Origin of the sequence: Paenarthrobacter nicotinovorans (genome assembly GCF_021919345.1) — a bacterium.
Lineage (GTDB): Bacteria > Actinomycetota > Actinomycetes > Actinomycetales > Micrococcaceae > Arthrobacter > Arthrobacter nicotinovorans.
Genome location: NZ_CP089293.1, coordinates 551,663 through 573,559, shown reverse-complemented (window position 1 = coordinate 573,559; position 21,897 = coordinate 551,663). Strand labels below are relative to the sequence as shown.

Here is a 21,897-nt window from a genome sequence, read left to right as displayed (position 1 = left end):
AGAGTTTTAGCCGGCGTTGTTGCTCTGTGTCGGCTCATCGCCGCGGATCTTGCCCCGCGGCTTCTTGTCCTTCTTGTCCTTCTTGGGGTCTTCCTCATCCGGAACCACAACAGCTCCGCCGGGGTTGACCAGGACCGTGACGAAGCTCGGCTCGCTGGTTCCTGCGAAGGTCAGGCGGCCAATGTAGGAACCCGGTTCCAGGTTCTTCCAGTTCAGCGAAATCTGGCCCGTCTTGCCGTTGGCGAGTCGGATCGGATTCGGCGTCACGGTGGCGTTGCCCTGGTTGGCCCCCAGCACTGCAGCATCAACGGTTGCCTTGGTGGGCTGGTTGTTGGGGCTGGCGTAGAGGTTGGCGTAGACAAAGTAGTCGCCCGGGGCCGGGTTGGGAACGGACAGGGTTTCGCTGGCCGATGCCGTTGCGGCCGGCAATTGCTGACCGGACGGAGTCAGGACCAGCATGTCGAAGTCGGCGGCCTCATTGGAGGAGATCACCGAGAACTTGGCCAGGGCACTGCCCTCACCAACGGTCACCTTCTTCACGAAGTTCGATGCGTTGGTTTGGCCGGCAAACGGGCCGGGAACCAGCTCGATAGCCGAAGAATCCGCCTTGGACAGGCCATCAATGGTCACGCCCACCGGCAGGTTGGTGCCGGAGGTGATGTTGATGGTGCCCGAGCCGTTGGGGCCCGTGCCGGTGAAGGCCAGGGCCTTGTCCGCGATGACGGACTGCGGACGGACGGCGATCGGCGAGGTGACGGTCTTGTTGGCACCCTGCCAGTTGAGCGAACCCATGGCGAACTTGCCCAGTTCGGCGTTCTTGTTCTCAAACTGGACCTTGAAGGTCTTCTTTTCACCGGGCGCACCGAAGGTCAGCACGGACGGTGTCACCTTGACGTTGACGCCCGGAACGTTGGCCGTGGCCCGGTAGGTGCCCGGCGTCAGCGCAGTCAGCGTACGCGTGACTTCGATCTTGCCGGCCAGGTTGCCCAGCGCGAAGGAGGGAACGTTCATGTCGCGCGCGGCCGTGGTGCCGAGCCCTTCCATGCCCAGGTCCATCCCGGTGCCCTGGATGAACTTCAGGTAGTCCTCGGTGGTGGCGTCGTAGACCAGGCCAGGGTTGAGGACCTTTGCCGGGTCAACCTGTCCGGCGCCGGTGGCGAAGACGTCCTTGTTGACGGCGCCGTTGGCCAGCTTAACCGGACCAGCGGTGGTCATCATGGCGGACTTCACCGTAGCCGGGGACCACTGCGGGTTCTTGCCGAGGATCAATGCGCCGAAACCGGCCACGTGCGGTGAAGCCATGGACGTTCCGGACAGGAAGCCGAAGTTGTCGCCGCCGGTTCCGATCGGGGATACACCCGCGAGGATGGCGACACCGGGTGCCGAAACATCCGGCTTCAGCAGGTCCGAGTCAGTGGCAAGCAGCGGCCCGCGCGAGGAGAACCCGGCGATCTGCGGCTGTGCTTCGGCCGGCAGTCCCGTGGTGTCGCGGTTCAACAGGGACACAGTGATGGCCGGGTTCGCCGTGACCTTGTCCTTGATGGTCTGCGTGGCGGGCGGGTTCACGTGCACGGTAGGAATGACGTGCTTGTCAGTATCCAGCGACGAGTCCGTCAGGTTGACGAGGATCATGCCAACGCCGCCGCCGCGCAGGACTTCAGCGCTCTTGGCGGTGCGGTCAACCACGCCACGGTCACAAACAACAACCTTGCCGGCAACCTTTGCCGGGTCCAGGGACCCGGGAGCACACAGCGCTGCGTTACCTTGGCCGCTTGCGGCGTTGGTGGACAGCACGACGCCGGCCCCGCTCACCTCGCGGTTCATGATGCTCGCTCCGCGGAACTTGCTGCCGTCGGAGAATTCAACTGTGCCCTGGAGTTCCTGGGAGAAGGATGTCGCAGCAACGGTGGTCAGCCAGGGAGCTCCGTGATTGACAGTGCTGGCGGTTGGTCCGGAGTTGCCGGCCGAGGTGGCGACGAAGATGCCGGCTGACGCTGCGGACAGGAATGCCAGCGACACCGGATCCGTGGTGGAAGTGGTGGAACCGGAGATGGAGTAGTTCAGTACGTCCACGCCGTCCAGGATGGCCTGCTCGATCGCATCCACGGAAGCGGACCCGTAGCAGCCACCGGTGGCGGGATCGGTGTCTTCCCAGCAGACTTTGTAGATGGAGAGCTTGGCGGCCGGTGCAATGCCGCTGGTGGTTCCGAAGCTCCTGCCATCCACGACGGCGTCAACGTTGCCGTTGCCTGCGGCCGTGCTGGCGGTGTGGGTGCCGTGGCTGTCCACGTCCACCGCTGAAATGACTTCTTCGGGAGCCCGGTTTTCCGGGGGAACTGTTTCCAGGAAGGCGTCTGCGAAGTAGTGGGTGCTGAGGACCTTGGAGTTGCAGGCGCTGCCGTCGTAGTCGGCGCCCGTCCCGGTGCCCGGCTGGCATTCGCCGACGAAAGTGTCGCCGTCGGCCTTGAGCATGGCGATCTTGCCGTCCGCAGTGCGGTAGGGAACGCCCACCTGGGGGTTGCCGACCAGCGGACCCACGGGCTCACCGGCGAAGAACGGGTTTGAAGGGGTGTAGCCGGTGTCGATGACGCCCACGACCGTGCCCTTGCCGGCATTCTCCTGCCCGCCATACTGGGTGGCCCAGGTGCCGTTTGGGCCGCTGAGCTTCAGGAAGTCGGTGGTGGAGTAGTCCGGAGCGTATTGCGTGTCCGGTGCGACCATCAGGACTTTGGGATCCTTGGCAAGGTTGATGGCCTGGTCCGCGGTCAGGTTGGCGCTGAAGCCGTTGACGGCGGTGGTGAACTCGCGCTTGATGGTGACGTTTTCCTGCCGGGCAACTTCCTGCTGCTTCTGCTGCAGGTGCTGCTGGTATTCCTTCACCTCGGCACTGTCGGCGTCGAGCTTTTTGCCTTCCTCCGGTTTGGTCGGCGCGAGCCCTGCCGTGCCGCCGTCGTAGGTTGCCGCAGGCTTTTCGGCAAGGACCACCATGTAGCGGCCGTCCTTGTAGGAACCGGGGTCAAGGTTCTTCTTGGCCACGCCTGCAACATTTCCGGGCGCCTCCGGGGCAGGGGCGGCCTGGGCCGGCATCGCCATGGACGAGAGCAGCAACGGCAGGCCGACGGCAAGCACTGCGGCCTTCCGGAGTCCCCCGCTTCTGACGAAGCTCTTTCCTTGTGATTTCACGAGTGGTTGCACCTTTCACTGAGGAGGCCCGGGCTCCATCGCCAAGGCCTGTCAACTTTCAGATGGTTGAACCTTTGACAGTTCTTGTCAAAGCCGCACAACCAGCCGAGTCATAGAGTATCTACTGAGAGCCGAATATGACATACAGCACATTTCAGCGAATTTGTCTTGTCACAATGGCCGCGATTCGTCATGGAAAGCAGCAACGGACCGCAGGGAACAACCCTGCGGTCCGTCGTGTGCAGCCAGCCGTAAACGACTAGCCCTTGGGTGTCACCTGGAGCCGGTCAAACGAAACCTGCACGCCATCCTTGTCCAGGACCACGACGTCGTCGCGGCCGTTCTTGACATCCGAAGGCAGGATGAACTCCACGGTGTTGTCGGTGGTGGGGAAGATCCAGCCGAGACGGTACATCGTCTTGTTGAGATAGACGTAGTACCACTGACCGTATTCAAGACCCTTGAGCTCTACCTTCTGTCCGGTCCGGTACTTGTCCGTCGTGCCCAGGTCAAAGGGCGGCGTCCGGCCGTCGAAGTCCTGGACTGTCAGCGCAGGCACGTTGCCCGGCTTGGCCGGCTGGACAGTCAGTACCAGCGGATCCGCTGCCGCAGCCGCAGCCACTTCCGTTGCACCGTTGCGGGCCGTCGCCTCGAAACCCACTGCCGCAAGGCTTCCGGCGGCCACGTCCGCAGCTGTCAGGACATGCTCCCGGGTGGACGTCACCGTGGCGCCCTCAGCAAGCGCGACTGCGGAAATACCGGCGTCGGGGGCCTCCAACCCGGTTACCGCAACGTTGCCCGCGTTGCCCACCGTGTACGTGTAGGTCACGGGATCACCGGGGCTGGCGAAACGATCTCCGTCAGCGTCCCGCCATTCAGCGGAAACCGTTGCCGCAAGCTTCGGTTCGCGCACTTTGAGGTCCACCTCGCCGCCGTTCACCGTAATGGTCTTGGTGCTTTGGCCGGCAGCGCTGACCTCCCAAGTGGTGTCCGGGACGAAGAAGCCCTGCTCGGCTTCGGCGGCAGTCACCGTGTGCCGCGGGGTGGTGCACTCGTAACTCTGCCCCGCCGGCAACACGCTGTAACGGCAGTTCCCCGGACCCTCGGGAAGGAACGGGCTGAAGTTGCCGGCGGTGGGGACTGTTTTCTCCACCAAAGGGCTCGTGTTCTTCACCGTGAACGTGTACGGGACCAGCTCACCTGCGGCGTAGGGCCGGGTTGCGAGGTCACGTCCGACGTCGGCACGCGCCCCGCTGATGTCGGCCGTCAGCAGACCGTCGCGCAACGCGACCGCAGCACCAGTGAACTGCACCGTTTTGCTGAGCGACGGCGTCGCGCTGGCTGTGACGCTGAAGCTCGCGTCGGGCACGAAGTAGCCACGCTGGACGTCCGTAGCCGTGATCACATGCTTGGCAGTGGTGCAGTTGTACGCGGCACCTGCGGCCAGGTTGTTGAACCGGCAGTTGGGAGCCGAGGGCGGCAGGAAGCCGGAGTCGAAGGTTCCCGAGACCGGTACGGAGTTGGCCGTGACGTTGGCCGTGCTCTTGACATTGAACGAGTAGCTGAGGACTTCGCCCACCTGGTAGGGGCTGGCCACGACATCGCGTGCGGGTGCAGAACCGGTGATGGTGAGGCCAACCTGAGGCGCCACCGGCACGGTGGCGGTGAAGGTGAACTGCGAAACCCGGCCATCCGCCGTCGTGAAGGCCGCGTTGAGGTTCTGCGGCCCGCTGGCGTTTGCCGGTGCGGTGAGGGCCACGTTGACGCTCACTGAAGCGCCGGGGGCGACGTCCGGAACCGGCACCGTGCTGGCTGACCATCCGGTGGGGGTGTAGACAGTTGCGTTGGCGCCAGTGAGCGTGGTGGCTTCCTGGTTTGTCACGGTTACCGGCACTTGCTGGGTAGCTCCGGGCGCGGTGGTGACGGCCGGCACGGACAACGGTGCGCAAACGTAGTTCAGCCAGGCGTCGTCGAACTTGGCGAACGGCATGTTGTCCGTGTAGTTGCCCTCGTAGAGCACGCCGAACTTGCCATCCTCCAGCCGGGTCACAGTGGAGTACGCGGAGAAACCGGAGCGGATGGTGCGGACGCCCGGCCACGTAGCGCCGTCGTCGCAGGAGACACGGGCGGAGACATTTTCGCGGCCGGTCTTGGAGTTGGCGTTGGTGAAGATGAGCTTCCTGGCATCGGCCGAGCCCTGCGCGGCGTTCGGGAACATGCGCGCGATGGCTCCGTTGTTGGCGGGATCCGGAAGCTCCGTGTCCTGCGTGACCGGACCATAAGTGGCGCCACCGTCAGTGGAAACGGCCACCTTGCGGTAGCCCTGGTTGGCGTTGTCCCGGGAGTTCAGGAGGACACGGCCGTCGGAGAGTTCAACGGTCTTGTTTTCGTCCATCCGGTCACCGACGTTGGCACCCTTGTGCCAGGTGGCGCCGTGATCGTCCGAATAGACGCTGTAGGCCTGGATCTTGTTGGTGCCGTCGGCCTGGCGCACATCGCCGGCGTACTGCTGGATGAGCCGGCCCTTGTACTGGCCGTACTTGAGCTGGATGCCTTCGCCGGAGGAGGCAAAGTTCGAGCGGACGTCCCCGGCCGCCGGGCTGGTCTTGCTGGTCCCGGGCTTGGTCACGTTGGTGATGAGCCGGGGCTGGCTCCAGGTGATTCCGCCGTCGGAGGACTCGATGACTGCCGAGGAGATCACTGCCCTGTCGGCGTCGTCGTTGCCGAACTGGCTGCCGCCGAAGCCTTGGTCTTTTGAGTAGACGAAGAAAGCGAAGACCTTGCCTGCTTCCGCGTCGTAGATGTAGGAGGGGTCGCTGTAACCGTATTTGGGTCCGCTGGCGTCAGCCACGTGACCCGCAGCGATGACCTGCACCGGCCCCCAGGTCTGGCCGCCATCAGTGCTGCGGCGCTGGACTATCGAGTTGGGGTTGGGCGCGTCGGCCGCTGAGCCGGGACGTCCGTCCCAGGCTGCCAACACCACATTGTTGCCCAGGTAGGTCAGGGCGGGGATCCGGTAGAAGAAGTTGGCAGCCGTGCGGTCAGCGGCGATGTTGGCCTCGGTGAAGGTGCCGGGGGATGCAGAGGGGTTGCTGGGCGGGATGGGGGCGGCGGTGGCCGGAAGGCCGAGCCCGGCCAGCAGGCCCAGGCTCAGGGTGCCGGCAGCCGCGACGCGGGCGAGCGATGGTGCAGGGGGTATGGATTTCAAATCCAGTGTCCTTTCGAATCGGCTCCGGGTTGGCACTTCACGCGTGGTTGGTTCAGGGATTGGCGTGTAGTGCTACCTCGTGATGGGCGTTCGTGTTACGTGCTACGTCGAACGTCCTACAACCATAGAGTGCTGGCCGTCACATTGCCAGAGATGGAGCAGGAGCAGATGCGCGGCGGGATAAAGCGGTAGCCTCGAGTGCAAACTGCCCGACGCCCGTAAACCTTGGAGTTGCCGTGAAAATCCTCGTCCCGGACACCATCGAACTGGACCTTTCCGATCCCGCAACCTCCGGGGACGAGATCGTGGTCTACGCAGTGGACAAGCCCATCCCCGGCGAGCACCGCGACGCAGAGGTTCTGGTGGCATGGCGGAACACCTCGGAGAACCTCGCCGATGCCGCCAAGGAAATGACCTCGCTCAAGCTGGTCCAGACACTCGCAGCCGGACCCGACTCCGTACTCGCCGCTGAATTCGGGGACACCACAGCCATCACGTCCGGACGCTCACTCCACGACGGCCCGGTCGCTGAACACGCGCTGGCGCTGGTCCTGGCTGCCGTGCGGCGCCTGGATGTCCTCCTGGAATCGCAAAAAGCCGCTACCTGGAACCAGCCGTACAACGCCGAGCAGTCCAACCCCGGCACCGAACAGCTCTACACGCTCGACGGCGCCAAGGTCACCATTTGGGGGTTCGGTTCCATCGCCGGGCGGCTGGCTCCCCTGCTGGCCGCGCTGGGCGCGGAGGTCACCGGCGTCGCAAGTTCCGCCGGCGAGCGCTATGGCTTCCCGGTGGTGGCCGCGGATGGGTTCCCGGAGGTCCTGGGCACCACGGACGTGCTGATTTCAATATTGCCCGCGACCCCGGAAACCGCCGACGCCCTCAATGACGAGGTCCTGCGTCATCTGCCGGCGACCGCCGTGTTCGTCAACGTGGGCCGCGGCGCGACGGTGGATGAGGACGCGCTGCTGGCAGCGCTGAAGGGGGGCCGCCTGCGTGCAGCAGCACTGGATGTGACCAAGGTGGAACCACTGCCGGCCTATTCGGAATTGTGGTCGGCTCCCAACCTGATCCTCACGCCCCACGTCGCGGGCAACCGCCCCAAGGGTTCGGCGAAGCTGGTCCTGGCCAACATTTCCGCCCTCAAGGAAGGCAAGCCGCTCACCAATCAAGTGGCGGGCTGAACGAATCTCCACTTACTTGCGAAATTCCTTGCGCGGAAATAGTAAGCATGCTTATGTTAGGTGGGTCCGGGGTGGCCAGCAGAGGGTTCCCATCCCACGCATAGCATGAGGCAACGTGAGGAAACGCATGTACCTGCACACCCAACTTCTCATCAATGAAATTGCTGCCGACGAGCCTGATCCCGCTGCAGCCAACGCCCTCCAGGAAGGCCTGGGCGGACAGTTCGGCGAAATGCGGACCATGATGCAGTACCTCTTCCAAAGCATGAACTTCCGCGGCGATCCAGCCTCCAAGCCCTACAAGGACCTCCTCCAGGGCATCGGTACCGAAGAGATCAGCCACGTGGAACTCATCGGAACCACCATTTCCCAACTCCTTGATGGGTCACCCCGCTACCAGGGCAAGAAGTCGGATCCGGTGGACGAGCCAGGCGCCGGCGGTGCCACTCCCCTGAAGATCGCCCTGGACACCAGCAATATCCACCACTACGTGGTGGGCGCCCAGGGTGCGTTGCCCGTGGATGCGGCAGGCAACCCTTGGAGCGGTTCCTACGTCTACAACAGCGGGAACCTCGTCCTGGACCTGCTCTACAACCTGATGCTCGAATCCACGGGGCGGCTCCAGAAATGCCGCATCTACGAGATGACGGAAAACAAGACGGCACGCTCCACCATCGCCTACCTGATTGTCCGCGACCAGGCCCACGAGAATGCTTACGCAAAGGCCCTGGAAAGCCTGGGCGTGAACTGGGGCAAGGTCCTCCCGATCCCCAAGACCAACGCCGAGCAGTTCCCGGAAGTGAAGAAGCTCCTGGACCTGGGACTCCAGAGCGTTCAGTACACCTTCAGCGCTGACAACCTCAGCGAAGCAGGCAAGCTCTACCGTGGGGCGTCACCGTCCAACGACGGCACCGAACTGAGCACCGAGCAGATGCCGGACGGTTTCCCCATGACCATGTCGGCGGAACGCAAGGAAGAGTTTGCGCCCGGACTCGATCCTGAACTCCTGGCCTTGATCCAGGCAACGGCCGAGCAGGAGATGAAGGACGCCGACAGCCCCAAGGAAGCCGCGGCAACCCCGGCCAAATCCAAGACGGCCAAGAAGTAGCCTGACAGCAAGAAAGTGGGCCCAACCTCGCAGGAGGTGGGCCCACTTTTCGCTTAGTCAGCAATCAGGCGTGCTCGTAGGTAAGGCAATCGGCGGCTTCGCGGCCGGGTCCGACCTTGACGTCGTGGGCCTCGCACATGAGGTTGTTGTTGTGGACGCACTCGGACCGCTGGCAGGCGCCGACGTGGGCCAGGACCTTGGGCAGGCCGCCCATGGCATTGGTGTCAATGAAAGTTGCGCAGGAAGCGTGGTCCTGGGTTCCGCCGATGGTGATTCCAAAAGCGGTGCAGCCATCGTGGTTGAATCCGCAGCTGCCAACGCTACAGGCGGATACTTCTGCAATGTGATCGGTCATTGGTCCTCCTGGTTATCTTTGTTTTACCAGGGGGGTGAACCCCCGCGTGTATCTCCAAAGTACGCCGGAATCACGCCGTTTAACCCCTTTGAATAGCGCATTTGTACGTGCGCTATTCAGGTTCCCTACCGGGGTCCGCGCAGGGCGTCGCTGATTTTCGCCCGGGTCTCCGCGTCCAAGGGAGCTGTCACCCTGTGGTCGCGGGCAGCTTTGTCAGCCCTGATCTTTTGGATGACCATGCGGCCCAAACCTGCAAAAACGGCTGCGGCCACAACACCCAGCACCATCGATTTCGGTTTTTCAGCCATGCGGCAATCCTAGTGACGCCGGGCCGCGGCGGCCAGCGCCGACAGGCGCTCGTACCTGCCGCCGTCGGACGTTCCCTTGGCACGATTTCCGCCGTGACGGCGGGGTGTCCTCGCAGAATCGGGCTGAATAGGGTATGTGCGCCGCTCCCGGTAGAATGGTTGTGCAAGCTCGCGGAGCGCCCCCATGCCGTTCAAACAATGCAGTTCACAACCGTGTTTAACCCTGTGTCCATAACGCTGTTTGAATGCGGCTGAACGGCGTGAGACGGCATCTCCGCGGCAGCCTTATTTAAGGTTCACCCAACTCACGCACAGGAGTTACCGGATGCCCCGGATCGTCGTTGACGTCATGCCCAAGCCCGAGATTCTGGACCCCCAGGGGAAGGCCATCGTGGGTGCACTGCCCCGCCTCGGCTTCAACAGCTTCAGCGCAGTCCGCCAGGGCAAGCGCTTTGAACTGACTGTCGACGGCGAGGTGACCGACGCTATCCTGGCCCAGGCCCGCGAAGCTGCCGAGACCCTCCTGTCCAACCCGGTGATCGAGGATGTCGTCAACGTCGAGGTCGTCGAGGCCTGATATGACTTCACTCCCCCTGATCGGCGAGGCTATCGCCGCCGACGCTTATGGTGCTCGTGGCCTCGCTGGTGCCAAGATCGGCGTCGTCACCTTCCCCGGCACCCTTGACGACCGCGACGCCGCCCGTGCAGTGCGTCTCGCAGGTGGCACAGCGGTGCCGCTCTGGCATGCCGACTCCGAACTCGGCGATGTTGACGCAGTCATCATCCCCGGCGGATTCTCCTACGGCGACTACCTCCGTGCAGGCGCCATCTCGCGTTTCGCACCGCTGATGTCCAAGATCATCGATGCTGCGAACTCCGACGCCAAGCTCCCGGTCCTGGGTATCTGCAACGGCTTCCAGATCCTCACCGAGTCACACCTGCTGCCCGGTTCCATGATCAAGAACGACCACCTGAAGTTCATCTGCCGCGACCAGACGCTGCGCGTGGAAAACGCCAACACAGCCTGGACCGTGGACTACACCGATGGCCAGGAAATCATCGTGCCGTTGAAGAACCAGGACGGACAGTACATCGCCGACGAGAAGACCCTGGACGCCCTTGAGGCTGAGGGCCGCGTGGTGTTCCGCTACGTGGGCTTCAACCCGAACGGCTCCCGCCGCGACATCGCCGGTATCTCCAACGCAGCCGGCAACGTGGTGGGCCTCATGCCCCACCCAGAGCACGCAGTGGAGGCCGGCTTCGGCCCCGAGTCGCTGAACGGCGAACCCCGCGACACCGACGGCCTGGGCTTCTTCACCTCCGTACTGACCAAGATTGTGGGAGGCGACAAGTGACCACGGAAACCACCAAGAAGTTCAACATCGACACCGTTGAGCACGCTGCCAAGACCCCGGACACGGAACTCCCGTGGGCCGAGCTGGGCCTGAAGCAGAACGAATTCGACGAGATCGTCAAGGTCCTTGGCCGGCGCCCCACCGGTGCCGAGCTGGCCATGTACTCGGTCATGTGGAGCGAGCACTGCTCCTACAAGTCCTCCAAGAACCACCTCCGCCAGTTCGGCGAGAAGGTCACCGAGGAAATGAAGAAGGACATGCTGGTGGGCATCGGCGAGAACGCCGGCGTCACCAACCTGGGCGACGGCTGGGCCGTAACGTTCAAGATCGAGTCCCACAACTCGCCGTCGTTCGTTGAGCCGTACCAGGGTGCCGCTACCGGCATCGGCGGCATCGTCCGCGACATCATTTCCATGGGCGCCCGCCCGGTAGCCGTGATGGACCCGTTGCGCTTCGGCGCCATCGACCACCCGGACACCGCACGCGTCATGCATGGTGCCGTTGCCGGCATCGGCGGCTACGGCAACTGCCTTGGCCTGCCGAACATCGGTGGCGAAATGGTCTTCGACTCCGTCTACCAGGGCAACCCGCTGGTGAACGCGCTGGCCGTGGGCGTAATGCGCCACGAGGATATCCGCTTGGCCAACGCCTCCGGCAAGGGCAACAAGGTTGTCCTCTTCGGTGCCCGCACCGGCGGCGACGGCATTGGCGGCGCCTCGGTGCTGGCCTCGGAGTCCTTCGATGACACCAAGCCCTCCAAGCGCCCGGCCGTCCAGGTAGGCGACCCGTTCGCTGAGAAGGTCCTCATCGAGTGCTGCCTTGAGCTCTTCAAGGGCTCCCTGGTTGAAGGTATCCAGGACCTCGGCGCTGCAGGCATTTCCTGCGCCACGTCCGAGCTCGCCTCCAACGGCGACGGCGGCATGGAGGTCGAGCTGACCTCGGTCCTGCTGCGGGACCCCACGCTGACCCCGGGCGAGATCCTCATGTCCGAGTCGCAGGAACGCATGATGGCCGTCGTTACCCCGGAGAACATCGAAGCCTTCGAAGCCGTGATGGACAAGTGGGCCGTGGAGTACTCCTGGTTGGGTGAAGTCACCGACACCGGCCGCCTCATCATCACCTGGGAAGGCGAAGTAATTGTCGACGTCGATCCCCGCACCGTCGCGCACGACGGCCCGGTCTACGACCGTCCGTTCGCCCGTCCGGAGTGGCAGGATTCCGTCCAGGCAAACTCCTTCACCGGTTCCGTTGAGGACGCCGGCCGCCCGTCGGCTCCCACCGAGCTGGCTGCGGCTGTCACCGAACTGGTGGCCTCGCCCAACATGTGCAGCAAGTCCTGGATCACCAAGCAGTACGACCGCTACGTTGGCGGCAACACCGCCATGGCGTTCCCGGATGACGCCGGCGTAGTCCGTGTTGACGAGGAAACGGGCCTGGGCGTTGCCCTGGCCACCGACGCCAACGGCCGCTACACCTACCTTGAGCCGTACCAAGGCGCACAGCTCGCACTGGCTGAGGCCTACCGCAATGTCGCTACCTCCGGCGCCGTTCCGATGGCCGTCAGCGACTGCCTGAACTTCGGTTCCCCCGAGGACCCGGATGTCATGTGGCAGCTCGCCGAGGCCATCCGTGGCCTCTCGGACGCCTGCATGGAACTTGGCATCCCCGTAACCGGCGGCAACGTCTCGCTGTACAACCAGACCGGCACCACGCCGATCCACCCCTCCCCCGTTGTGGCGGTCCTGGGCAAGCTTGACGACGTCGCCCGCCGTACGCCGTCGGGCTGGCGTGAAGATGGCCAGGCCATCTACCTGCTGGGTACCACCGCAGCTGAGCTGGATGGTTCCGAATGGTCCAACCTGCGCGGACACCTCGGTGGCCTGCCGCCGAAGGTTGACCTCGCAGCTGAGCGTGCACTGGGTGAAATCCTGATCAACGCTTCACGCGACGGCATGGTTGACGCGGCACACGACCTCTCCGAAGGTGGCCTCGCGGCTGCTTTGGTGGAGTCCTCGCTGCGCTACGGCGTCGGCGCCCGCATCGCCCTTGAGGAACTCATGGAGCGCGACGGCGTGGACCTGTTCACGGCCCTCTTCTCCGAGTCCCAGGCCCGGGCCATCGTGTCCGTGCCGCGCTCCGAGGAAGTCCGCTTCAAGGACATGTGCACCGCCCGTGGCTTCGCCCACCTCCGGATCGGCGTCGTTGACGCTGCCGGTGGAAAGCTGGAGATCAACGGCGTGGATGAGCTCTCGGTGGACGCCCTGCGCGAAGCCCACGAAGGAACCCTGCCGAAGTACTTCGGCTGATCCTCTCCGCCTGAAGTGACGCGAGGTCACTTATGGCCCGTAAATCCCTCCGGGATGGGCCATAAGTGACCTCGCGTTTCCTTTAGCCGGGCAAGGAAGTCTGCTTCGGGCAACGGCCTGCCGAAGAAATACCCCTGTCCGCTCGTACAGCCGATACTCCGCAGCAACTCCGCTTCCCGCGCTGTCTCAATGCCTTCCCAGACCCCTTCCAGCCCGCACGAGCGGATGACTTGCTGGATTGCCGCCAGGAACTCCAGCTGGGAAGGGTCCTTCTCCAGGTCCTTCACGAACTGCCGGTCGACCTTCACCCGATCCACGGGGAGTTTGCGCAGGTAGCCCATCGAGGAATAACCGGCGCCGAAATCGTCTATCTCCAGGCCTACACCCAGCCTGTGCAAGCTCATCAGGGTGTAACGGTCCAGCTCGTTGTTCTGGATGATGGCGCTCTCGGTAAGTTCCAGGACCAGCGAATCCGGGGACAATCCTTCCTTTTGGAGAACGTCGCGGACGTCGTCCACGAATTCCAGGCTTTGAAGGTCGGCGGCAGAGACATTGATGCGCATGGAGAAGGCGGGATCCGACGTCGCCGGGTTATCCCGCCATTGCCTCAGCTGGCGCATCGCTGTGCGGAGGACCCACCTGCCCAGTTCCGCAATCAACCCGGTGGCCTCTGCCACGGGAATGAACTGGTCCGGCATGATGAGCCCGTGTATCGGATGGTTCCAGCGGACCAGGGCCTCGCAACCCTCAATGGTTCCCGTGGCAAGGTCAACGATTGGTTGGTAATAGAGGACCAGCTGCTCAGAGCGGATCCCCTCCCTCAGGTCGCCCACGATCTGCCGCTGGAGTTGCCGGGAGTGCACGGTCACGGGATCGAAGAGCTTGAGCTTGTTCCGGCCCTCGCTCTTGGATTCCTCCAGGGCGAAATCGGCTTCCTGGAGGAGGTCCTCCAGGGTGTGGTGCGGCTCGGCGATCCGCAGGCCCATGCTGGCAGCACACTGGACACTGTTGTTGCCGAGGTCGATGCCGGGTTCCAGCGCGGCCAGGATGCGGTTCCCGACGGCGGCAGCCCGGTTCTTGGGGGTGCCGGGCATCAACACAGCGAATTCGTCGCCACCCAGGCGGGTGACGACGTCGTTCTCCCGGACTGCCGAGCGGATGCGCATGGCAACGGTGACCAGAACCTGGTCCGCTGCCGCATGGCCCGCAGAGTTCTTCAACGTCTTGAATCCGTCCAGGTTCAACAGGAGCAGCGCGGGCGGGGCGATGCTGTTGGCCATGGCAGCCGTGGCTTCCTTGAAGGCATCGGCCAGGGCCAGCCGGTTGCCGACGCCTGTCAGGGGGTCGGTGAGGGCCTCATAGCGTCGTTCATTCCGGACCTCATGGAGTTCTTGCATGAGTGCCCGGACCTGCCGTTCCAGGCTTTGTATTCGGGGGTCGTCATCATCAGTGGACACCAGCCGGCGAGGCTTGGTACTGGTCACGATTCGTCCAGGCTGCGCAGCGTCATATCGGCTACGGCCTGGGGCTTGGGAACCGGGTTGCGGTGCTCGTCCAGGAACAAGCGATAGGAAGCGATATCCAGCCGGCCGTCGGGCTTTGCCTTGTTGCCCATGCGGTAGACGTTTGTGATCCATGACCCGCCCAGGATGGCCTCGATCCAGGCATCGCATTCAGCGAGCGGGAGATGGACGCGCGTGCCGGTGTTCCGCCGGTGGCCGGCGATGGATACTGTGATGCAACTTCCCAGGAGACCCTTGTCCGCAGTGAACCAGGCAAGGCCTTCAACATCGGCCACGATGGTCAGGTTGGCGTTTCCGTCCTCAACGGACTGGACAGGACCCATCCGCACCGAGCGCCGGTCCGCGTTCAAGGATGTGGCTGTTCCGGCTTTGTAGGGAGCACTGGTGATGTCTTTCCTGAAGACGGACAACTCCTGGTTGTGCTGGATCTGGATCCTGGTGGTCAGTTCATTGAGCGTCATGATCGTGCCTCATCCGCAATAGTGGCCGCCTCGAGGCGGTCGGCTCCTACAATCCGGTTTCTTCCTTGTGCCTTGGCACTGTAAAGCGCTGCGTCAGCTACCTCGATCATGAAGTTCAGATCGGCTCCGGCAGAGATGCTGGACGTAACTCCATAGCTGATGGTGGGGAACGGGATACCTTCCGGTGTGCGCATGCCTGCGGTCCGGCGGCTGATTTCGACGGCGATGCTCTCAGCCCGCTCCTGTGTGGCCCCGGGCAGGAAAAGGATGAACTCCTCCCCGCCGTAGCGTCCAATGAGGTCCGTGGACCTCACGGACGCGGCGCAGGCCGCAGCGAAGGCCTTCAAGGCCTCATCCCCGGCGCCATGACCGTATTCGTCGTTGACTGCCTTGAAGTGATCCAGGTCTGCCAGGACCACGGCAGCGCCGGATCCTGTGGAGTACAAACGGTGGAGCTCGGTGGTGGCCAGTTCGAGGAACGTTCCACGGTTGAGCAGGCCGGTCAGGTGGTCGCGGGCCGCCCGCTCCTTCAAACCCTTGATGAGTTGGTCGCTGGTGAGGGCCGTCATGCTGAAGGACACCGTCACCAGCAGCACCAGCGAAACCAGGCCCGACGGTCCGGGACCGAAGTACATACGGAAGGCCTCACTTGCCGGCCCTTCCAGTGCATAGACCGTAAAGCGGCCCAGGTAGTACGTGGCCAGGAGACCTGCTGCCAGCGACAACGCCTTGTGGACCTGGGAATGGGAAGCTTTGATCAGCCAAAGATCCCGGGCGGCCAAGGCAATCCCGGTGGCCATCATGGCCAGATAGACGAAGCCCCCGGACCAGACATTGGTGGCGGGGCTTTCGAGGACAGAAGCAACAGCAGTGACCACAGGACCTGCGGCAAGTTGCCAGCGTGCGGTCTTGAGGTCCAGCAAGGAGCGGGCTCCGGCCCACACGCTGAATGCTCCAGCCACCACCAGGACGTTTCCCACCGGATTGGCCCATTGCTGATGCGGGGATCCGTTGAGCAGGAAGGCTGTGTTACCGGCCATGAATTGCAGCAAGGCCAGGCTCCACCAACCGGCATACGGCGAACGGGTGCGGTGGAAGGAGGTACAGAACAACACCAAGAGGGTTACTGTGACGACGCCCAGGGCGACTCTTACAGAGAACGGATCGAGCACCGTGTCCAACCCCCTCAGCTGGTCATCCTGCGGCTTTGGATTCAGTGTGGCGGTGCTTACTCAACCTCTCTGCGGCATTTGCTCAAGATTGGCTCAAGATCAGGTGCGGTACGTCACCCGACCCAGTGGCCGTCGTCGTGGTATTCCGCCTCCAGCCCGTGCGGGGTCTTCTCCCATTTATGGGGGCTGGTCAGCATCTGCCAGGCTGCGCGCCACGCCGCCACGGAATGCAGGACCCAGTAGAACGGGTTCAGCAAGGCAAAAATCGCGATCCTCCAACCATGCCTGCGGAAGGTGGCGACACCGGAGACGATGATCATCATGGCATTGCCGAACAGCATGGACACCACCCCTCCGGCCAGCAACCACCCGGGAAGGACCAGGCCTACGATGTCGTAACCGATGTAGGTCACCACGGTGAATCCAACCACCAGCGGATAGGCCAGGAACGCCAGCGGCGTGCCGAGGATCAGGCCAAGGAAGCCTACGGTTCCGGCTACCCCCGTGCTCTTGATGTACCTCAGGGAGTTCCGGGTATTCACCGCCGAGGTAATCATGTACCCCTTGATCCAGCGGGTGCGTTGCTTGATCCAGGCAGGCACCTGTGAACAGGCCTCCTCCCACGTTGTGGAGTCGATGACACCCACCCGGTAACCGTCCACGGCTGCCCGAAGTCCCAGGTCCGCGTCCTCTGTCACGTTCCACGGGTCCCACGCGCCAACTTCCTTGAGCAGCGCGGTGACGAAGTGGTTGGACGTGCCGCCCAGCGGCAACGGGATCCCGGAGTTGTCCAGGCCCGGGAGCATGGAATCGAACCAGTGCGTGTACTCGATGGTGAACAGGCGCGTGAGCACGTTCTGGTCGGCGTTGAAGTAATTCAGCGCGGCCTGGACACAGATGAGCGGTTTGCGGCCGGGGTTCAGGTGCTTCCGCTCGAACTCATCCCGTTTGAAGGCTGCAATGGAAGCCCTCAGCTGTCCCGGATCAGGGCGGTCCTCGGCGTCGTAAATGACCACGTATTCGCCCCGCGCAAACGTCAGTCCGTAATTGCACGCCCTTGGCTTGGTTTGGGGCTCGCCCCGCGGAACGATGAGGATACGGACGTACTCCGGCGGCCTGGAGGCCTTGGCCGCGGCGATGGTCTCGGCGTCGTCTTCCTCCAGGAGGACCAGCACATCCAGCTTGGACCGGGGGTAATCCAGCTGCCCCAGGTTCGTCAGCAGTTTGTCGATGATGTTGGCCTCGCGGAACACCGGTACAAGGATCGTGTAGACGGGTAGCTCGGAATCCGGAATCCGCTCATCGGCCACCGGCGGAAGGCCGCGTCGTGCACGTTCCTTGTTCCGTGCCCGGACCACTGCCGCCTCGTGGAGCTTGTCGAAAGGCCGACGGAGACTGGCCAACGTCTTGAATCCGATGCTGATCAGGAAGACGATGTTCGCCGCAGCCAGCAGCACGATGACCGCCGTCAGCGGCGAGATCACGAACGCCACCATGATTGCCGCTACAAGGACCACAGGAAGGTACCGTTGCCACGGCGTCAGCGCGATGCGTGCGGAGTCACCCGGCCGTTCCTCGGCCAGGCGTTCAGCGGATTCGTAGAGCAGGTGGCGCCTGAAGGAGCGTTGGATGGATTGGTTGATGTCCCAGTCCGTCGTAGTGCGGAAGACGACGTCGGTGGCCCCGAACTTCGCTGCTGCTTCCTCGGCGATTGCCGCGGACGGAACAACCGCCGTCGCCACGGTCAGCACTCCGTCCTCGCTGCGCCACGGCAACCATTGAGGTTCCGCAAGCTCGCTGAAAATGAGCTGCTCCATGAGTTCGTCCGCTGGTGGCTCGGCCACCAGATCCACCAGCGGGGCGTCCCACTGCCGGGCCAGCACTTCATAGATCCGACGCCGGTCCAGCCCGGCTTCCAGGATCAAGTGCCGTCCCAGCAAACCGCCTTCGATCGCGGCCCGATCCAGTGCACGCTGCAGTTGTTCAGGGGTCACAAGGCCTGCAGCGAGCAGTGTCTGGCCGATCGACTGCCGGTTGAACTGTCCTTTGACGAGGGAAGCAGGGGTCATGAATCCGAGGACCTTTCATAGATCCGGTGCGTGGGCGTGGAAAAGGCGACGGAGTAGCGCACGCCGAAGGAAGGGTTCTTGATGATCGCCTGGTAAACGAGGTCGGTGGGGCCCGAATCCCGCGCTCCTGTACCTGCTTCGACGTTAACGAACACCCATTTGGCATACTTGGCCGGATCATCCAGCGCAGGAGCGAAGTAATCGCCGGAGGCCCTGTTGTAGATTTCCTTGAGCGGGATGCCCATCACTGGAAGCACTGCGTTTCCGCGTGCGCTTTCGTCCATCAGGATCCCGCCGGATTCGTAGTGCTGGTTCAGCCAACGGGCGGCGGCGGTGGAGTTGGTGGTGGATTCAGCTGACATCCTGCCTTCCGCCAGGACGGCCAACCTCCCGGTGGGGTCCTCGTTCCACCACACGTTCTGCACCACCAATGCACCCAGCAAAGCACAGATCAGCCAGGGCCGGAGCCGCGCCGGCCGGGTCAGTTCCTGCACGAAGACGGCCACCAAAACCGCTACCAACGGCAACGCCGTCAGGGCGAAGCGGTTGTTCCACCAGGTGGTGGGAAGCGAGTGGTCATTGTTGATGGCCGTTTGGCCCAGGAAGAGGCTCAACAGCGCAAAGGCATAGGCGCTGCCGGTCACCGCCACCAGGAGGGTGCTGTTCGCGAAGCCCCTCCTGAAGACCAGCACGACGGCGCCGCACGCCGCCAGGGCGAGGACCACCACCCCCGCGGTTTCCAGCAACGACCAGTGGAAAGTAGTCAGCGTCAGTCCGAGGTTGCCCTTGGTAGGCAACAGGCCGCCGTCGGTGATGTTTTTCTGCTGCGCGTAAGCGGAATACTGCCCGAACATGAACTCAAGCGGGTTGCCGTAGATGGCCCAGTTGTACGAAAGCCACCACAGCACCGCCGCAGCAGGGATCATCACGTAGCCGCCGGCCATGGTGAGGGCTTCGCGCCATTGGCCTGTGCGGCGCTTGGAGACGATCAGCACGAACAGCGTCCCGGTCATCACCAGCGCCCACCCCTCATAGCGGGAGAGGACGGCTGCGGCCGAGGGAATGCCTGCAAAGACTGCCAGTTCACCGGCGCTCATCCGACGCCGGCTGGTGGACCAATGTGCCAGCCCTGCCATGCCGCCCACGATGCACATGATCAGCACGGGCTCGGTCAAAGCAGTGGTGTAAACGTAGAGGACCGCCGGGTTCGCCAGGACCACCAGTGTGGTCGCCAGGCGGCCCGCCCGGCCCAAACCGAGGCGCGCTGCGATCAGGTACAGGCCCGTGGCGGTAGCGGACAAGGCGAGGATCCCCAATAGTCCCGCAGCCCAGCCCGTGCTGAACAGCCACATGTTCACCACGAACGGCGCCAGCAGAAGGTGGGGCATGGGCAGCCACACCGTGCCGAGCTGTTCAAAGCCGGGCGCCTTGCTGTCGAAGATGCGCCGGGCGATGGTCAGGTGGCTTTGGGCGTCGGAGTAGTCCAGGTTGGTGCCGTGGCCGATGGTGTACAGGCAAGCAACGTAGCCCACCACTGCGGCCAACAAGGCCACAATCCTGGTGCCCGGGACCTTGCGTCCGTCCACCGGGGCGCCGAGCCGTTCCCAACCCCGGATCATCAGCGATGACAGGGACCGCAGCACCGGCTGCCGGTGGGCAGCGCGGCGCCGCGTGGCAACGCTAGTTGCCATGGCCCGGTTCGGTCGCCTTCTGTTCAGCGTCCACGTAAGCCTGAGCTTCCTTGGCCCGGCGCCGCATCAGGATGGTGCGGGCGGCGAACGCGAGGCCCAGCACCAGCACTGCACCGCCGATCCACCAGGCGTAGGGACGGTAGTCGTCGGTGACGGCCTTCTGCGGAACCACCACGTTGCTTTCCAGCAAGACCGGCGTACCCGAGGGCTGGGTGACCAGGAGGTTCCGGGACAATGATGCCCAACCGCCGTCAACACCACTGATGTGCGAGGTCAGGGAAGCCTGCAACGCAGCCGCGGAAGCGTCGCCGTCCGGTGCCCACGCCCCGAGGAGCAAAAGATCACGGCCGCCTTGTTCGAACGCCTCCAGGACACCGAACGGTGCCGACGTGCCCACCCCGTATTCGACGTCCTTCGGCGAGATGGTGCGGAACTCGGCCAAACGCAGGGGTGCCGAGAGCTTGTCGGCAACATCGCCGGTGGCGCCCACCACCAGTCCGGACTCGCTGGAGCCGGCCAAGGTATCCAGGCCCACCACCCGGGTGTCCAGCAAGGTGGCGCTCTGCCGCTGCAGGGAAGCTACCAGGGTGGCCGCGTTCACGGTGTTTGCCTGCGCGTTGCCGTCGCCGAACGCTACGGGAACACTCTGTCCCAGGGCCTGGGGGAACCGTGCAAAACCGGCCTTCATGGAACCGCCCCGGGCGGCAGTCAGCGTGCTGCCTGCCGTGTCCACGGTGACCTCCATGGGCATCACACCTGCGGGGCCGGTGCAATCACCGCCCGCGGGAAGGGCCGCGAGCCGGATCCGGAGGCCGTTGTTCGCCTGAAGCTGCCCGGCTGGTACTTCGGCGTCCACCGAAAAGCTGTCACCGCCGTCGAGGTTCCTGGAGCTAAGCAGGTAATCGTTCCAGAAGACGGAAAGCTGAGCCTGGGCGTTGGCCGGCACGGCCGTGTGCGTGCCCTTGAGCTGGACCTTCACTGATTGGACGGGACCGCCGAACTGGGACTGGGTGACTCCCACGTACGATTCCGGCGTGCCGTATCCGGAGAGTTTCAGGGTGCTGCTGCCCAGGTCCTTGAGGCTTTGCGTCAGGCCGGGCGACGCAGGCAATGCGGACGTCAACCCGGTGACGGACGATGTCACGGCGAGCGCTGTATTGTCGCTGGCCAGTGCGCGCGCGGCGGTACGGAGCTGTTCGTCATGGCCGCTGAGGATGAGCTGCGGGAGGCCGGATGTGGTGGAGAGTTTGGTGCTGGTTTCGCCTTGGTCACCCACGACGCTGAGGACCCGGCTGCCCGCAGGAAGGCCGGCCGCCCGGGCGGCAAGTCCGGCTTCCGGGACCACGCTGACAGAGGCGTCCGGGTAGCGGTGCGTCATCGAGGCGGCGGCAGTCATGACGGCTGCGGAAACATCGGCACCCGGGTCCGCCGGGACGGGAAGTACGACGGCGGGCACGGACACCGGGAAGAACCCGCCGACGGTCGTGGGAACCTCCGCGGTTCCGGAGAAATCGACTGCGAGGTTGTTCAGCGTGGCTGTGGCGTTTGAGAGGACGCACATAGTCTGCGCCGCCGGGATGAACTGCAGTCCCACGGTCATCTGTTGGTTGATGACGTCTGCGCTGCTCACTGCCTGGTTTAGGGCGATGGCTGCTGCTGCGTTGGCTTCGAGGACTATCCTGCCGTTGACCGTTGCGCGGACTGTTCCTTCCGGCTTTCCGGAGACCACGATGCTGCCCTTGATCCGCGTGGGCTCCAATCCCGCAGTCACCGGAACCACAAGTGTCTGCTCCACCTGGCCGGCCATGGCCGACACGCTGGAGGACGCCCGGACCACTGCTCCCTGTGCGGGACCGGCCGAAGCCGTAGGGGCCGTGATGGCGGAAACCGCGAGGGTGGCGGCGCAGGCGATGAGTATGGCTGCGGTGCGGGATCGGGCGCGGGCTCTGGCAGGGTTTTGGGTCACGATGTCAG

15 protein-coding genes are annotated in these 21,897 nt (G+C 63.9%); 5 read left to right on the top strand and 10 right to left on the bottom strand.

Going from position 1 to position 21,897, the window contains the following annotated elements:
- Positions 1-6: 6 nt before the first annotated feature.
- Together JMY29_RS02835 and JMY29_RS02830 are read right to left on the bottom strand one after the other, a co-directional pair.
- Positions 7-3,183 (bottom strand): S8 family serine peptidase, encoded by a 3,177-nt coding sequence (locus JMY29_RS02835; RefSeq protein WP_416430313.1) that lies wholly within the window; start codon positions 3,181-3,183, stop codon positions 7-9.
- 259 nt (positions 3,184-3,442) lie between these two features.
- Positions 3,443-6,391 carry an exo-alpha-sialidase gene (locus JMY29_RS02830; protein WP_189076872.1) on the bottom strand — a complete coding sequence of 983 codons (2,949 nt, stop codon included), beginning with the start codon at positions 6,389-6,391 and terminating at the stop codon, positions 3,443-3,445.
- A 236-nt stretch (positions 6,392-6,627) separates the two neighbouring features.
- On the opposite strand from JMY29_RS02830, the gene JMY29_RS02825 reads away from it, so the two are divergent.
- A complete protein-coding gene (locus JMY29_RS02825) occupies positions 6,628-7,575 on the top strand; it encodes an NAD(P)-dependent oxidoreductase (RefSeq protein ID WP_189076873.1) in 948 nt (315 codons plus the stop codon).
- A gap of 127 nt (positions 7,576-7,702) precedes the next feature.
- Positions 7,703-8,683: a manganese catalase family protein gene (locus JMY29_RS02820; RefSeq protein ID WP_189076874.1), complete on the top strand. Its 981-nt coding sequence runs from the start codon at positions 7,703-7,705 to the stop codon at positions 8,681-8,683.
- A gap of 64 nt (positions 8,684-8,747) precedes the next feature.
- On the opposite strand, the gene JMY29_RS02815 is transcribed toward JMY29_RS02820, so the two are convergent.
- Together JMY29_RS02815 and JMY29_RS02810 are read right to left on the bottom strand one after the other, a co-directional pair.
- Positions 8,748-9,038: a DUF1540 domain-containing protein gene (locus tag JMY29_RS02815; protein WP_018779990.1), complete on the bottom strand. Its 291-nt coding sequence runs from the start codon at positions 9,036-9,038 to the stop codon at positions 8,748-8,750.
- A gap of 125 nt (positions 9,039-9,163) precedes the next feature.
- Complete coding sequence (locus JMY29_RS02810) at positions 9,164-9,346, bottom strand: hypothetical protein (protein WP_018779991.1); 183 nt, start codon at positions 9,344-9,346, stop codon at positions 9,164-9,166.
- 325 nt (positions 9,347-9,671) lie between these two features.
- On the opposite strand from JMY29_RS02810, the gene purS reads away from it, so the two are divergent.
- Genes purS through purL form a run of 3 tightly spaced genes read left to right on the top strand, consistent with a single transcriptional unit; the run spans position 9,672 to position 13,007 of the window.
- Positions 9,672-9,923 (top strand): phosphoribosylformylglycinamidine synthase subunit PurS, encoded by a 252-nt coding sequence (gene purS / locus JMY29_RS02805; RefSeq protein WP_011773385.1) that lies wholly within the window; start codon positions 9,672-9,674, stop codon positions 9,921-9,923.
- A 1-nt stretch (position 9,924) separates the two neighbouring features.
- A complete protein-coding gene (purQ, locus tag JMY29_RS02800; RefSeq protein WP_018779992.1) occupies positions 9,925-10,701 on the top strand; it encodes a phosphoribosylformylglycinamidine synthase subunit PurQ in 777 nt (258 codons plus the stop codon).
- On the top strand, positions 10,698-13,007 hold the full coding sequence (gene purL, locus JMY29_RS02795) for a phosphoribosylformylglycinamidine synthase subunit PurL (protein WP_237567106.1): 2,310 nt from the start codon (positions 10,698-10,700) through the stop codon (positions 13,005-13,007). The genes purQ and purL overlap by 4 nt, the downstream gene beginning before the upstream one ends.
- Positions 13,008-13,033: 26 nt before the next feature.
- On the opposite strand, the gene JMY29_RS02790 is transcribed toward purL, so the two are convergent.
- From JMY29_RS02790 to JMY29_RS02765, 6 genes are all read right to left on the bottom strand, one after another.
- Positions 13,034-14,491, bottom strand: coding sequence for a putative bifunctional diguanylate cyclase/phosphodiesterase (locus JMY29_RS02790; RefSeq protein ID WP_189076875.1), 1,458 nt, complete (start codon positions 14,489-14,491; stop codon positions 13,034-13,036).
- Positions 14,488-14,991, bottom strand: a complete 504-nt coding sequence (locus JMY29_RS02785; protein ID WP_018779995.1) for a hypothetical protein — start codon at positions 14,989-14,991, stop codon at positions 14,488-14,490. Before JMY29_RS02785 ends, JMY29_RS02790 begins: the two co-directional genes overlap by 4 nt.
- Complete coding sequence (locus JMY29_RS02780) at positions 14,988-16,172, bottom strand: GGDEF domain-containing protein (protein ID WP_189076876.1); 1,185 nt, start codon at positions 16,170-16,172, stop codon at positions 14,988-14,990. The genes JMY29_RS02785 and JMY29_RS02780 overlap by 4 nt, the downstream gene beginning before the upstream one ends.
- Positions 16,173-16,276: 104 nt before the next feature.
- Positions 16,277-18,232, bottom strand: coding sequence for a glycosyltransferase (locus JMY29_RS02775; protein WP_189076877.1), 1,956 nt, complete (start codon positions 18,230-18,232; stop codon positions 16,277-16,279).
- The gene (locus JMY29_RS02770; protein WP_079582723.1) at positions 18,229-19,923 is read right to left on the bottom strand and encodes an ArnT family glycosyltransferase; all 1,695 of its coding nucleotides are present in this window, start codon (positions 19,921-19,923) and stop codon (positions 18,229-18,231) included. The genes JMY29_RS02775 and JMY29_RS02770 overlap by 4 nt, the downstream gene beginning before the upstream one ends.
- Complete coding sequence (locus tag JMY29_RS02765; RefSeq protein WP_189076878.1) at positions 19,913-21,889, bottom strand: cellulose biosynthesis cyclic di-GMP-binding regulatory protein BcsB; 1,977 nt, start codon at positions 21,887-21,889, stop codon at positions 19,913-19,915. Before JMY29_RS02765 ends, JMY29_RS02770 begins: the two co-directional genes overlap by 11 nt.
- Positions 21,890-21,897 lie beyond the last annotated feature (8 nt).